Here is a 13,761-nt window from a genome sequence, read left to right as displayed (position 1 = left end):
ACCGCCGAGTCGCGACCGGGGCCCTCCTGGCGTCAACCCATCCCTCCCTTTGACCTCCCGGGGACCGCTCGATGACCATTCTCGTCCCGTTGACCCTCGGCTCGATCCTGGCCCTCCTCTCGTCGCTGCCTCAGGAAACCCCGAGCGCGCTGGAGGACGATCCGGAGGGCTGGACTGATTTGCTCGCCGAGGCCGGACCCGAGTTGAAGGGCTGGACCCGCCTGCCCATCCCTCCCGAGGGGGACCTCGACCCCGAGACCCAGTGGGTGCTCGACCCGGACACCGGCATGCTCGTCTGCACCGGAGACAGGGGGCACGAGTGGCTCCGATGGGACCGGCCGACCACCGACGGCGTCTTCCACGTGGAGTGGCGTTTCGTCCCCGTCACGGAAGGGCCAGACCGCTACAACTCCGGCGTCTACGTCCGCAATTCCGAGGACGGTAGCCTCTGGCACCAGGCCCAGACCGGCGGCGCGTCCGGCGGCTATCTGTTCGCGCAAACGCTCGTGGATGGTCAGGTGCAACGCGTCTCGACCCGAGACGACATGACCGAACAGCGGGTCAAACCCGCCGGCGAGTGGAATGTCTACGAAATCAGCTTCGACGGCCCCCGGATCGCCCTCTGGGTCAACGGGGCCGTCACCTCGGAGTGGGATGCCTGCGAGGTTCGCAACGGCCATGTCGGTCTCGAGGCGGAGGGCTACCGGATCGAGTTCCGCCGCGTGTTGTTGAAATCACTCTAAACACGAGAGTCGATCCGCCCGGGATCGACATCCGGCGTTCTTCGCAGTCTGACGGGTCGACGTAGAAGGACCTTGCGCCCCTGAAGGTTCATCAGGCAGGCACACACACGGGCACACCCCGGCCGGTCGTCCCGATCGGACCGGGGGTGTGTCGTGTGCGAATCGATCGATCAAATGGAGCGGGGTGCTAGCAACAGCCGCTCCGATCGGGGTATGGGTCAGGGCGCTAGCAGCAACCGACCCATACAGGAGACACCGAAATCCGTTGATCGCTGCGACAGTCGATTCGACCCGCGTTGCAAAAAGGCCTCGTCCGTCGGAATGACCGACCCGATCAGCCCCCTCGCGTCTCAAATCGCTCGGCAAAGAGTTCGACAGCACGCCGAACAACGGCCCGAGAGGCTGGTCGATTCCGGGGACGGCCATGCCTCGATCCGACCGTCAGAAGGGGCTGCCGCAGAGGACCCGCGTGCTGGCGTAGGGGGTGAATTCTCCGGTCCGGATGATCCCCTTGGCCTCGAGCCCTTTCTCCTTGAACTCGTGGTGCGGCTCCTCATCGACGTCGATGTCGCTTCCCAGGACGTTCAGGATCTGCTGATACATCTCGGGGCTGTAGTCGTGGATCTCCGACGGCACGGTCACGGCCTCGATCACCAGCTCATCGGCGATCGCCTTGAGGACGTCGAGGAACCGGGGGATGCCGGGGGTCAGCGTCAGGTCGATGACATGCCCATCCGGCGGCAGCGGGTATCCGGCGTCGACGATGAGCAGCTCGTCCAGATGGCCCAGCTCGGCCAGTAACGAGCAGATCGCCGGATTGAGGATGCCGCGCTTCTTCATCGGTCTCGATTCCTCGTCTCTTCGCACGACGCAGCCACTGCACGCCGGGGGGGCGCGAGCGCAGGAAAATGACGTTCAAGGTCCGTTCGAGTCTAACGAGTTTCGGCCCATTTCTCCATCCTCGACCCGCCGCCGATCCGGGTCGAATCCCCCCGCCAACCCATCGACCGCCCGACGGGGATCCGCCACCGACCGGGGATGACGAAACACCGTCGCATCGTGCCGGAAACGCTTGCCACGCGACGCGCCGACCGGGCAACCGAAAACACGCTCACGCGCCTTGCGTTCCGCCTCGGCTTGTTGTTTAATTTCCATTGGGTCGAAATTCAGGCACTTCAAACACATATCCTATCTCTCGTATCTTGTGAGAGGCCTAGGGGGGTTCGTTGTTCGTTCGGTGATCGTGGGAACGCGACATCGCTTCGACGAATTGCGTCCTGATCCGACGGGATGTCGGTCGACCCACCCGTCTGATCAATCCTCCTGGGGGCCTTCCCACAGCAGAGGAAGGGAACCGACCATGGTCAGTGGGTTTCGCAAGCGTTCGAGTTCGGGCGGCTTCACCCTCATCGAACTCCTGGTCGTCATCGCCATCATCGGCGTCCTGATCGCCCTGCTCTTGCCGGCGGTCCAATCCGCCCGAGAAGCGGCCCGCCGGGCCCAGTGCACCAACAACCTGAAGCAGCTCGCCCTGGCGGCGCACAACTATCATGACCAGGTTGGCAAGTTCCCAACCGGCATGTACTTGCACCCGGTCTTCGGCCCTTCGACCGGCCTCGCCTGGAACAACTCGAGCTGGCTCGTGTTGCTGCTCCCACAAATGGAACAGCAATCGATCTACAACGCCGTCAATTTCAGCATCATGTGGGGCGAGAACCTCGGCGGCGGCTGGCGCTGGAATCCGATCTACCTGGGCCAGCAGAACTCCACGGTCCGGACCACCGTGATCAACTCCTTGATCTGCCCCAGCGACGACAGCGAGAACATCGACACGACCAACGCCGACGAGATCTGGAACTCCCCGGCCGCGGGGACCTCCTACGTCGGCAACATGGGGGACAACTGCCTGGCCTGCTCGGGCAGCCTGGGTGACTCCCGGAACGGCCAGCTCATCCTCTGCTCCGACACCGGCCGCCTGTGCCGACTGCCCCAGCTGGGCCACAACCGCCTCTCCGACCAGCAGCAGCAGAACGGGGGCACCGCCGGCAGCGGCATCTTCTGGGCCTGGGGGTCGAATGTCGGGATCGAAAGCGTCCGCGACGGCACCTCGAACACCTTCCTCGCCGGCGAGCAGATCCGCCGCGTCACCCGATGGAATTCCTGGGTCCACGCCAACCAGTCGGTCGGCTCGACCGCCGTGCCGCTCAACTACCGCCAGGTCGGCGCCAACGGCGCCTGGCCGCAAGTCGACAACTGGACCCGGCAGATCAGCTTCCGGAGCTACCACCCCGGCGGCGCGAACTTCGCCATGGCCGACGGCTCGGTGAAGTTCATCAAGGACACGATCAATTTCAATATCTACCAGGCCTTGAGCACCCGCCGGCAGGGAGAAATCATCTCGGCCGATGCCTACTGATCTTGAGCGTCGTCTTTGCGTGTGAGGCCACAATCAAGCGGGCGCAGGGCAGCATGCCTCCGGGCCTGTCCTGCCTCGCGTCATCTGGCAAGGCCCGCCCTGGTCCCGTGCCTGTCGGGGCCGGGGTGGTTTCGTCACTCTTCTGGGAGGTGTTTGCTCGTGCGCGCGTTCATGTTCGGACAGCGACTGCGACGGCATGTTGCCACTCTTGCGTCCTTCCTCGCCCTCCTGATGCCCCTGCTCTCGGGATGCGGGAGCAGCGGCCCGGAAATGGCACGGGTTTCCGGCACGGTCACCTATCAGGGGCAGCCCCTGGAATCGGGGACGATCTCATTCATCTCGACCGATCCGGCCCGCCCGAATGCCAACGGCACCATCGGCCCGGGGGGGAGTTATGAGCTCCAGACCCGAGAACCGTCCGACGGCGCCGAGCTCGGGGAATATCAGATCGTCGTCTCCGACATCGACCCCAACGCCATGAACACCGCACTGCCCGGAGAACCCCTGGAGCTGACCTCGAAGCTGCCCCCGAAGTATCAGAGCCCCACCACGTCCGGGCTCACCCGCACGGTGGAGCGGGGCGGCAACACCTTCGACTTCGACCTCGAGTGAACATCCGGCCGGGATGACCTACTGGCCTCCCGCCTCTTCGCCCGGCAAGCTCCTGGATGATTCGAGGAAGTCACCCATCGCCCCGCCACTCCGGCCGACGTTCATCCGGACGAGACGCCCCCGATTCGGTACAATGTCCTGGTCATACGGACCTTGCCGAGGCGTCTCGAATCCACTCCCCGGACCCCTCGCCCGCGGGCTGCGTACTGAGACTTGAGGTACGACGGTGAAGCACTCTCTCCGCATTGGCCATTGCCTGCTCGTGAGCCTCGCCCTGGGGCTTCCCGACGCCCGCCCCGTTCATGCCCAGGAGGGCCACGCACACCCCGCGGACGGCCGATTCTCGGCCACCATTCGCCCGATCATCGAGCAGAAGTGCCTCAAGTGCCACGGGCAGGGCAAGTACCGGGGCGGCTTCTCCATGGAGAATCGCGAGGCGATCCTCCGGGGAGGCGAGGGCGGCCCGGCCGCCATCCCGGGCGACCCGGAGAACAGCGAGCTGATTTTTCGGGTCACCTCCGAGGACGAGCTCGACCGGATGCCCGCCAACGACGAACCCCTCTCGGCCGAGGAAGTCACCCTGCTCCGCGACTGGATCGAGCATGGCCTTCCCTGGCCCGAGGGGGTCGATTTCGGCTTCCGGCGCGCCTCGCTCGCCCCGCGATCGCCCGAAGTCCCCCCTGCCTCCGAGGCGGTCGCGTCGGACCACCCCATCGACCGCTTCATCGCCCAGCACCTGGCCGAACGGGGATCGTCGATCGACTGGACGCCGGTCCCCGACCGGACCTTCATGCGACGGGTGTCGCTCGACCTGGTAGGCCTCCTTCCCGACCCGGAAGCCCTGGACGCCTTCGAGCAGGACACGCTCCCCGACAAGCGGGAGCGGCTGGTCGAGCGGCTGCTCGACGATCGTCGCGCCTACGCCGACCACTGGCTGACCTTCTGGAACGACGTCCTCCGCAACGAATACCGCGGGACCGGCTTCATCGACGACGGGCGATCGACCATCACCGAATGGCTCTACCGGGCCCTCTACGAGAACCTCCCCTACGACCAGTTCGCCCACCAGCTCGTCAGCCCGGTCCCGGGCTCCGAAGGGTTCACCAAGGGGATCATCTGGCGAGGGGTGGTCAATGCGAGCCAGGCCCCCCCGGTGCAGGCGGCCCAGAACGTCTCTCAGGTCTTCCTGGGCACGAATCTCAAGTGCGCGAGCTGTCACGACAGCTTCGTCAACCACTGGAAACTCGAAGAAGCCTATGCCCTGGCCGCCGTCTTCGCCGAGGAGTCGCTGGAGATCCACCGCTGCGACCGGCCGATCGGCCAGATCGCCGGGCCGGGCTTCATCTACCCGGAACTGGGGACGATCGACCCGAACGCCCCCCGAAGCGACCGGATGGAGCGGCTGGCCGACTTGCTGATCATGCCCGAGAACGGCCGCTTCGCCCGGACGGTCGTCAATCGCCTCTGGGCCCACCTGATGGGCCGGGGACTTGTCGAACCGCTCGACGACCTCGACCAGGAACCCTGGAGCCAGGATCTCCTCGACTGGCTGGCCTCGGACTTCGTCCGACACGGCCACGACCTGAAGCATACGATGGCCGTCATCGCCAGCTCCCGGGCCTACCAACTCGCCGCCGCCGAACGCTCGGGCGAGCCGGAGGCCGGAGGACCCTCGACGTTCCAGGGCCCGTCGGTCAAGCGGATGACCGCCGAGGAATTCCTCGACGCCTTCTCGACCGTCACCGGCGAGTGGCCGGAGGCCTCCGGCGAGATGCTCAAGGTCGATGGCCGCGGCCAGGGGGGACAGCTCCAGGCCGTCCGCGCCGCGATCGCCCGGGCCGAGGGGGCGGAGGCCGTCGCAGAACCGGTCGCCCCACCCGTCACGGCGAGCTGGATCTGGCATCACGACCGGCACCTGAACGACCCCGGCGGCACGATCTTCCTCCGGAAAGTCATCCGGCTCGATGAGCTTCCCGAGCGTGCCCTGATCGCCGGCACCTGCGACAACGAGCTGGTCCTCTACGTCAATGGGCAGCGCGTCGCCCGGGGAGACGACTGGAGCCGTCCGGTCGCCGCCGACATCGGCCATCTCCTCCGCCGGGGAGAGAACGTGATCGCCGCCGAGGCCACCAACTGGCCCGACCCCGGGCGCGGCCGAGGCGTCCGCAAGGCGACCGGTCCCAACCCGGCGGCCTTCCTCGCCTGGGTCGGCGGCCTCAACGGCTCGGAGATGGCCTGGTCCTTCGGCTCGGACGAATCCTGGCTCTGGTCGCCTTCCGACGACGGCGACTGGACCCGGCCCGGTTTCGACGACTCCTCCTGGAAGCATGCCGTCGTCCTTCCCCTGGCGCCTCGGACCTACCCGGGGATCGACCTCTCGGCCACGCTCCTGGAGACGACTCCCGAACGAAACGAACCCATTCGGGCCGTCCTGACCTTCAATGACCCACTCCTGACCGCCCTCGGCCGTCCCAACCGCGAGCAGGTCGTGACGCGTCGCGACTCGCTCGCCTCGACGATCCAGGCCCTCGAAATGACCAATGGGGAGACCCTCGCGAACCGACTCGCCGAAGGCGCACAGGCCGTCTTCGACCGCCTCGAAGGCGACCCGGACGCCATCGTCCTGGATCTGTTCCGCCGATCGTTCGGTCGGACGCCGACGGCCGAGGAGGAGGGGATCGCCCGGCAGCTCCTCGGGCCGACTCCCTCGCCCGAAGGGGTGGAAGACCTGCTCTGGGCCATCCTGATGTTGCCGGAATTCCAACTGATCCCCTGATCCCGACGCCTCCCCCCCTTTTGGAATCCAGACGCTGGGGTATTCGATCATGGCAGCCGACCGTTCCCGACGCGACTTCCTGAAAACGGCCAGTGCCGCAACCCTCGCCTCCCTGGCCGCCCAGCGCCCCGGATCGCTGCTCGGCCAGGAGGAACTGGAGACGGCCCGCCGCCAGGCGAAGGCCGACGCGGTCATCGTGCTCTGGATGGGCGGCGGCATGGCCCATGCCGAGACGTTCGACCCGAAGCGCCACACGCCCTTCCGCCCCGGCATGAAGGCCGACGACGTCGAGAGCACCTTCCCCAGCGTGCCGACGGTCGTCGACGGCCTCTCCCTCAGCGCCGGCCTGGAGCGGATCGGCCGGGTCATGGATCGCGGCACCTTGATCCGGACGCACATCGCGGCAGACCTGGGCGCGATCCTGCACTCCAGGCACCAGTTCCACTGGCACACCGGCTACGAGCCCCCGGTCAGCGTGGCGGCGCCCCACCTCGGGGCCTGGATCGCCCATGCCCTCGGCCCGCAGAACCCGGCCGTCCCGGCGTACATCGACATCGGCCAGCGTTACGAGGGCAACGGCGAGGCCGAGGAGCTGAAGGCCTTCCAGACGGGAGGCGTGCTCGGCACCGAGTTCGGCCCCTTCCGCGTCCCCAACCCGACCGACGCGGTCGCCAGCGTCCGCCCGCCCGCAGGGATGACCGAGGAACGCTTCCGCAACCGATACGCCGCGTATCAGAAGCTGCTGGCCGCCAGCCCGGTCAACTCCTTCGGCTCCGACGAGCAGAAGGAGTCGCTCCTGCGATCGCTCGAGAACGCCGACCGCCTGCTCAATTCCGAGGCCTCACGGGCGTTCGACCTCTCGACCGAAGACCCAGCCTCGTATGACACTTATAATACCGGCCGCTTCGGGCTGGGATGCCTGCTCGCCCGCCGACTGGTCGAGGTCGGGGCCCGTTACGTCGAGGTCACCAGCGAGTATATCCCCTTCCTCAACTGGGACACGCACGACAACGGCCACACCCGGGCCGCCGAGATGAAGCAGCAGATCGACGCCCCCATCGCCCAGCTCGTGCTCGACCTGGAAGCACGCGGGTTGCTCGACGGGACCCTCATCGTCCTGGCCAGCGAGTTCAGCCGATCGGTCCTGGTGGAGGGGAAGGCCGACAAGCTCGTGCCGAATCAGGTCGATCAGCCGAACATTATCAATGAACTGGCCCACTTCGGCCACCACCGGCACTTCACCGGCGCCGGGTCGGTCCTGCTCTTCGGCGGCGGCGCCAAGCAGGGGTATGTGCACGGCGAGACCTCCGACGAGAAGCCGTACACCTCGATCACCCCTCCCGTCACCGTGACCGACCTCCACGCCACCATCTGCCACCTGCTCGGCATCTCTCCCCGATACGGCATCCTGACCGAGGAACGCCCGTTCTACGTCACCCAGGACGGCCTCGGCAAACCGGTGCTCGACCTGATCGGCTGAGCCGCCCTCCCCTCAGAATCGGCGGGACGTCGTCGCCCCGAGCTCGATGCGGGGCGACGCGTGGCCCGATTCTCCGAACGCAACGGCAAGACACCGCCGGGGTGATGGCGTAAACTCGACCGAGTGTTCACGCCTCGGGGCGTGGTCGAGGCAGTACGGAGGATCGCCCGGCTCGGAGGGACGCGGATGGCCGTGGATCGCTGGATTCGATGCCGAAGGGGCCTGCTCGCCGTCCTGCTCCTGGGGATGCTGGTCGCGCCCGCCCCGGGGATTCAGGACGAGACGGCCAGTCCGGCGAACTCGCTCGACGACCCCAGGCTCGCGCGGCTTCGCCGGGCGGCGGCGGTCTGGGACCTGAGGACCGGGCCACGACGCGAGGTGGTCGACGTCGTCTGCCTCGTGCCCGACGCGGCGACGTTCTTCGAGGTGCTCGGCACCTGGGACCAGGACCACTGGTTCCCCATCTTAATCGAGGACGTGGAGTACACCTCCAAGTTCCTCCGTGCCTTCCGCCCTTCCCGGATCGTTCGTGCCCCGGGTTCGCTCAAGCCAGCCCCGGGGGCGGACCCGTGGTCCGCCGCGACGACTGCCGTCGGTCGCTCCTGGGCCTCCGGAGACGACCGCGACGCCACCGCCGGCGACCGGCCCCCGACCACGATTCGACGGCCGCCGCCCGGCGTCGTGATCTCCAACCCCGAGTCCCGGTCGCTCCCCGGCGCGGCCGCCCTGGCCGCCGGCCGGTTCCAAGCCTTGATCCGATGGGACGCCGAGGGCCGCTTCGACACCCTGCTCTCCAACGCCGATGCCCAGGCACTGGCCCGAGAGCTTCAGGCCATCGTGGGCCGAGCCGTCCCCTCGTATCGACGACTTGGGGACGATTGCGACTTCCTGACGCTGGCGGTGCCGATCCCCTACCGATATGAGGGGGACGGGGTCACTGCCGAAACGGGTCCGGCCGCGTTCGATGACCTGATCGGCCGTGATCTCGATGTCGCCCAGCCCAACCAGGTGCGCATGCGCTGGGCGTTCGCGGGCCGACTTCTGGGCGACGAGGTCCGCTCGGCCTACGCCGCCATGTGCAGCCTCTTCCTCCAGCCCGATCGCGCGACCCTGATCAATAGCTATGACACCAACGGCCGCCAATTCGGGGCTTACACTCACGCACCGGCCGCCGATCGGTTGAAGCCGTTCATGCCGACGACGCTCCGGAATAAAGATCAGGCGGGCCTGACGGGATGGCACGCTGCGTTCGAGCCGGTCAATCGGTCCGGCCTCGTGATGATCAATTCGTCCGGGGGCCCTCGCCAGTTCAAGATCGGCCGATCGCAGACCGGCTGGACGTGGGACGTCCCCCTGACCGAGCCCGCGATCGTCTATAAGGTCCACAGTTTCTCGGCCGCGAACCCGGCGGATGCCAGCACCATCGCGGGCCGATGGCTGGCCAACGGCGCCTTCCTCTATTTCGGCTCCGCCCACGAGCCTTACCTGCAATCCTTCCGGACTCCGGGACTGCTGGTCGATCTGATGGCCCGCGGGGTCCCCCTCGGCGCCGCCGTGCGGATGATGCCCGAGGAGCTGCCTCCCTTCGGCAATTGCTGGCGACTGGCCTATCTGGGCGATCCCCTGTTTCGGTTCGACCCGAACCCGCCTCGCCCGAGGCTCGACCGGTGGGGGCCGCTGGCCGACTGGCCCGCCTACGGCCTGCCCGACGCCCCTTCGAATCTCGACGACCCGTTCGCCGTGCTGAGCTGGGCGGTCCAGGTCGCACTCGACGCGGCCCGACGCGGGGAGCCGACGCCAAACGAACCCATTTCGGCCCTCCGGGCGATCGATCGAGGTCGGTTCGAAGGCCCGTTTCAAGCGGTCCGCGACATGCTGATTGCCGACTCCCTGGCGCAACGGAATCGGTTCGAGGCGATCCGCGACGAATTCGGCCGATGGCCCAGCTCGTCCCTCGGTCCTCCGGCGCAGCGATGGCTGGAGTCGGCCCGGGTGCGATTGCTCCAGCGGGCCCTGGACGAGGATGACTGGTCGGAGGCCTCGTCGATCTGGATCGAGATCGTCCGCTCTGGCCCCTCGGCCGAATTGCTCCGATCGCTGACGGACCGGGTCCGGCCCTCGAACGATCGGGGTGATCGGCTGGCGGAGTGGCGCTCGCTGCTCCGGGCGGCGAGGCAGTCCCTCGATCGCAAGAGCCTGATCAAGGTCATCGACCAGGAGCAGGCTCGTCTCGACGGCGAGGAGGATTGACCGGGCGGTCGATCGGATCGGTCAGGGGCCGCCGAACAGGGGAGCCGTCTGCCCATGGCGACCGAGGCCGGCGAAACCGGACACGAGCTGGGGCATCGCCGCCAGGTGCAGGTGGATGAGGCTGCCGATCGCGTTGCGACGGAAGCACACATCATGCTCGGCCGTCAGGTATCCGGACCGAGCCGGGCAATCGTCCGGTTCGGGGGCCGGCAAGAGTTGCCAGCGATTCGAGTGATACCCACGGAGGACGGTACCGGCCTCCCCGAGCAGCCCCGATCGGATCAGGGCGCGGGAGACCGGCGCGGGGGGCTCGGGATTCGGCAAGAGGGCCGCATCGAACGGGAACACCCCCACTCCGGGCACGTTCCGATCGCCGAGCCGCATCAATCGGCCGAGATAGGCACAGCCTCCCCCCTCGGCGAAGATCGGCCGGCCTCGACAGACCCAGGCCCGGAGGGCGGCGATCAGGCAGGCGTTGGCCGACAGCTCCTCGGCGAAACGGTCGGGGAACCCGCAGCCGATCATGACCAGATCCACCCCGGGCGGCAAATCCCCGTCGCTCAGCGGGGAAAACTCGACGAGTTCCGCACCGAGGGCTTCGAGGGTCTCGAGCGTGTCGGGGAAGTAGTCGCCGAAGGCCTCGTCATGGGCATAGGCCACCTTGAACCTCGGCCCGGTCGGGACGAGGGCATCGGTCTCGAAACCGGGGGGCAAGGGCCTCGAGCAGGCCAGGTGCCGCAGGGCATCGAGGTCCGAGAACTGCCGGAACCCCGAGACCAGGGCCGCGACGCAATCGGGGTCGAGCGGGCAATCGCGGGGGGCGTCCTGGAGGGCGGCCCGCACCTCGGGGAGGGCCGGCAAGGCGCCGAGGACCGGGCGGCCGAGCACCAGCTCGACCATGCGGCGCATGTCGGGGAACTCGCGACGGTCGCAGAGGCCGTCGAGGATCACGGCCTCGACGCGGGCCGGGAGGTGCGGCAGGTGGAATTGCCTGAGCCAGTCGCACGAGATCGCGGCCACGATCGGGGCATCGAGCGCCTCGGCCAGCGGCATCAAGGCCCCGGGGCGACCGCAGGTCGAGGTGCATGATTCCTCGTAACTTGAGGCGGCCAGGGGTCGGGGGATCGTCTCAATGGTCCCCTCGATGATGGCCAGGTCGGCGGATCGGCTCCCCCTGGCGAAGACAGACCGGCACACCTCGGGGGGCATCAACCAGGCATCGAGATGGCGGCCGGGCAGGCCCGTCAGGGCGCCGATCGCCCGGGTGCCGATGGGGCACGCCCAGGAGCGGAAATGCTGGACCCGCAATCCCTGCTCGGCCATCGAGGCCAGTAACGCAATCCCGACTGCCGCGGGATCGGGACCGGAACCGGGAATCGCCAGGGCCAATCGAGTCATCAATGGACTCATCAGGATCGCCGAGGGCACCGCCGGGCGTGGATTGCCAAAACGACTGGCACTCCCTCCCGCGCGGAAGCCTCAGGGGGATGACACGTCTCGGTCAAACAGAGGGATCAACCGGATTCTCTCCAATAAGCCACCCGGCCACATCAATGATAGAGCGATCGCCGACCCGGTCAAGATCGCCGCGAGCGCCCGGCCCCATGCGGCCGCCCCGTCCGCCCGCTCGCTTCGATCGCGTCCGGCCGGCGGCCGGGACTCGCCGTGGTCCGCCCCGGCGACGGCGGGTCGGCCGGTCGGGACCGCGGCCGAGCCTGCGACACGGCCGCCGGTTGCGGGGGTGGCTGCTGATCCTCGTAGAAGGCCTCGCAGAGCGCGCCGAGCACCCGCGAGGCGGAGAGGTTCGTGACCCCTCGCTCGGCGGTCGTCCCCGAACTCGGAACATCGTTGACGAAGATGGCGAACACCAGATCCCGGCCGGAGGCGGTCTCCAGATACCCCGCGAGCGCCTTGCTCAGCAGGAACGGCTTTCCCGAGGTTTCGTCCACCGTCCAGGCCGTGCCGGCATGGGCCCTCCCGTGCCCCCGGGCGGGGCTCTCGGCGGCCACGATGTCCAGCGCCGTCCCCTCTCGGCCGATCACCGGCAGGGCCGTCTCGAATGCCTGGGCCGCGGGTCGCGCCTGCATCGCCCTGAGCAGGGCCACCACCGCCCGGGGAGAGAGCCGGTCCGATCGATGCGTTCCCACCCCCGAGGTCAGGCTCATCCCTTCTCCCGGCACCCCGAGTTGCCGGAGGATCGCCCCCTGCCGCCTCAGGCCGTTGGCCAGGGTGCGAGCCTCGTCGGCCGGAGGCAAGACAAGGGGCAGCAGCCCGGCGTGCGCATGATGGCCGACCTTGAGCATCACCCGGACATATTCCCGAAGCGGCGGGGACGTGTATTGCGCGACCTTCGGCAATGCGTCGACTTCGGCCCGAGCCGGGAGACGGCCCGAGGGGTTGTCGCTCAGGGGAGACGCGGGGACCCGCACCCCTCGTCCCCGAAGTTGTTCGATGAAGGCCGCCCGGGCGTAGTCGGCCGGACGCTCGATCTCGTACACCTGGACGATCGGCGGATGGCCGACCGGGACCTGGCCTCGGATCGAAACACGCCTCGCTCCCTCGCGCCGGATTTCGATCCGGGGGGCGTCTCCCTCGGCGACGGTGTCGACGCGGGCCTCGGTCGCATCGAACTGGAGCGCGGGCACGGTCGTGATCCCTGCCGGCATCCCCGGCTCCGTTGCGGGGGTGATCACCACGTCGATCACGTTGTCGTTCACGGCGATGCCCGACACCTTCGACGGCAACCCGCCGTCGATCGCGATCTCCGGGAAGGCGCGGTCATCCACGATCACCTCGCCGGTGATCGCCGTGATCCCGGCCGCCTTGACCTCCCTCGCCAGGTGGTCGAGGCCGGCGAGGGGGTCGGCCTCGACGAGCATGGCCCCCTGGGTCGAGCCGGCTCGCGTGTGGTCGACGTCGCGATAGAGGAGCGAGCCGTCCCGAGGGCTCGTCCGGCCCCCCAGACTCGGGTCGCCGACCGCGACGAGGATCAGGTCCCCGTGCAACGTGCCGTCCGGCCCGACGTCGCCCCGACGATGCACGGGGGTCTGGAATCGGTAATCCCCCCCCAGGCCCTCCAGCACGGCGGCGGCCGAGAAGAGCTGGCCGACCTCCGCCGGCACGAACAGGTGGTCGGCCTGATGCTCGAAGACGACCTCCCCCGAACCGCGATCGACGACCAGGACCCCCCAATGGCCGATCTCGAAGCCCGGCGTCGCCAGGATCTTCTGGACTCGATCGGCGGTCGCGTCCGGCCCGGCCATCACCGGAGTCGCCAGGAGCAACGCGAGCCAGGCTCCCCACGCCTCGCGATTGCGTCGCATGTCGTCTCCTCCCTGGGTCGGATACTCTTGGTCCCTGCGTCGTCCCGACCCGTACCGGCCGCCGATGCTGGAATGCTGGCGAAGCGCCGGCGGTCACGGGGGGTCGTCCGGCATCCGTCGCCCCCATCTTACTCGGGTGGGCCATCTCGGGGAGTCCGATC

At 68.1% G+C, this 13,761-nt stretch carries 9 protein-coding genes; 6 read left to right on the top strand and 3 right to left on the bottom strand.

The window, feature by feature from the left end:
- The first annotated feature begins 71 nt into the window (after positions 1-71).
- On the top strand, positions 72-743 hold the full coding sequence (locus AB1L88_RS00475) for a DUF1080 domain-containing protein (RefSeq protein WP_367094660.1): 672 nt from the start codon (positions 72-74) through the stop codon (positions 741-743).
- Positions 744-1,184: 441 nt separating this feature from the next.
- On the opposite strand, the gene rbsD is transcribed toward AB1L88_RS00475, so the two are convergent.
- Positions 1,185-1,583: a D-ribose pyranase gene (gene rbsD / locus AB1L88_RS00470; protein ID WP_367094659.1), complete on the bottom strand. Its 399-nt coding sequence runs from the start codon at positions 1,581-1,583 to the stop codon at positions 1,185-1,187.
- Positions 1,584-2,103: 520 nt separating this feature from the next.
- On the opposite strand from rbsD, the gene AB1L88_RS00465 reads away from it, so the two are divergent.
- The 5 genes from AB1L88_RS00465 to AB1L88_RS00445 all read left to right on the top strand — a co-directional run bounded on the left by AB1L88_RS00465 (position 2,104) and on the right by AB1L88_RS00445 (position 10,277).
- Positions 2,104-3,159, top strand: a complete 1,056-nt coding sequence (locus AB1L88_RS00465) for a DUF1559 domain-containing protein (RefSeq protein WP_367094658.1) — start codon at positions 2,104-2,106, stop codon at positions 3,157-3,159.
- Between the two features lie 270 nt (positions 3,160-3,429).
- Complete coding sequence (locus AB1L88_RS00460) at positions 3,430-3,771, top strand: hypothetical protein (protein WP_367094657.1); 342 nt, start codon at positions 3,430-3,432, stop codon at positions 3,769-3,771.
- 226 nt (positions 3,772-3,997) lie between these two features.
- Positions 3,998-6,547, top strand: a complete 2,550-nt coding sequence (locus AB1L88_RS00455) for a DUF1549 domain-containing protein (protein ID WP_367094656.1) — start codon at positions 3,998-4,000, stop codon at positions 6,545-6,547.
- Positions 6,548-6,596: 49 nt separating this feature from the next.
- Positions 6,597-8,027, top strand: a complete 1,431-nt coding sequence (locus AB1L88_RS00450) for a DUF1501 domain-containing protein (RefSeq protein WP_367094655.1) — start codon at positions 6,597-6,599, stop codon at positions 8,025-8,027.
- A gap of 186 nt (positions 8,028-8,213) precedes the next feature.
- Positions 8,214-10,277: a hypothetical protein gene (locus AB1L88_RS00445; RefSeq protein WP_367094654.1), complete on the top strand. Its 2,064-nt coding sequence runs from the start codon at positions 8,214-8,216 to the stop codon at positions 10,275-10,277.
- A gap of 21 nt (positions 10,278-10,298) precedes the next feature.
- Here AB1L88_RS00445 and AB1L88_RS00440 read toward each other — a convergent pair whose 3' ends face one another.
- Entirely contained in the window at positions 10,299-11,675 is a 1,377-nt protein-coding gene (locus AB1L88_RS00440) for a cobyrinic acid a,c-diamide synthase (RefSeq protein ID WP_367094653.1), read from the bottom strand.
- 179 nt (positions 11,676-11,854) lie between these two features.
- Entirely contained in the window at positions 11,855-13,600 is a 1,746-nt protein-coding gene (gene dacB / locus AB1L88_RS00435) for a D-alanyl-D-alanine carboxypeptidase/D-alanyl-D-alanine-endopeptidase (RefSeq protein WP_367094652.1), read from the bottom strand.
- Between the last annotated feature and the right edge of the window lie 161 nt (positions 13,601-13,761).

The organism is Tautonia sp. JC769, assembly GCF_040717455.1.
Lineage (GTDB): Bacteria > Planctomycetota > Planctomycetia > Isosphaerales > Isosphaeraceae > Tautonia.
This window is presented reverse-complemented; position numbering and strand designations above follow the sequence as displayed.

Excerpts from the sequence above, each read along its gene's own strand:
- AB1L88_RS00460 (WP_367094657.1), top strand. The coding sequence starts at position 3,430 with ATGGCACGGGTTTCCGGCACGGTCACCTATCAGGGGCAGCCCCTGGAA.
- AB1L88_RS00445 (WP_367094654.1), top strand. The coding sequence starts at position 8,214 with ATGGCCGTGGATCGCTGGATTCGATGCCGAAGGGGCCTGCTCGCCGTC.
- AB1L88_RS00440 (WP_367094653.1), bottom strand. The coding sequence starts at position 11,675 with ATGACTCGATTGGCCCTGGCGATTCCCGGTTCCGGTCCCGATCCCGCG.
- AB1L88_RS00475 (WP_367094660.1), top strand. The coding sequence starts at position 72 with ATGACCATTCTCGTCCCGTTGACCCTCGGCTCGATCCTGGCCCTCCTC.
- AB1L88_RS00465 (WP_367094658.1), top strand. The coding sequence starts at position 2,104 with ATGGTCAGTGGGTTTCGCAAGCGTTCGAGTTCGGGCGGCTTCACCCTC.
- dacB (WP_367094652.1), bottom strand. The coding sequence starts at position 13,600 with ATGCGACGCAATCGCGAGGCGTGGGGAGCCTGGCTCGCGTTGCTCCTG.
- AB1L88_RS00450 (WP_367094655.1), top strand. The coding sequence starts at position 6,597 with ATGGCAGCCGACCGTTCCCGACGCGACTTCCTGAAAACGGCCAGTGCC.
- rbsD (WP_367094659.1), bottom strand. The coding sequence starts at position 1,583 with ATGAAGAAGCGCGGCATCCTCAATCCGGCGATCTGCTCGTTACTGGCC.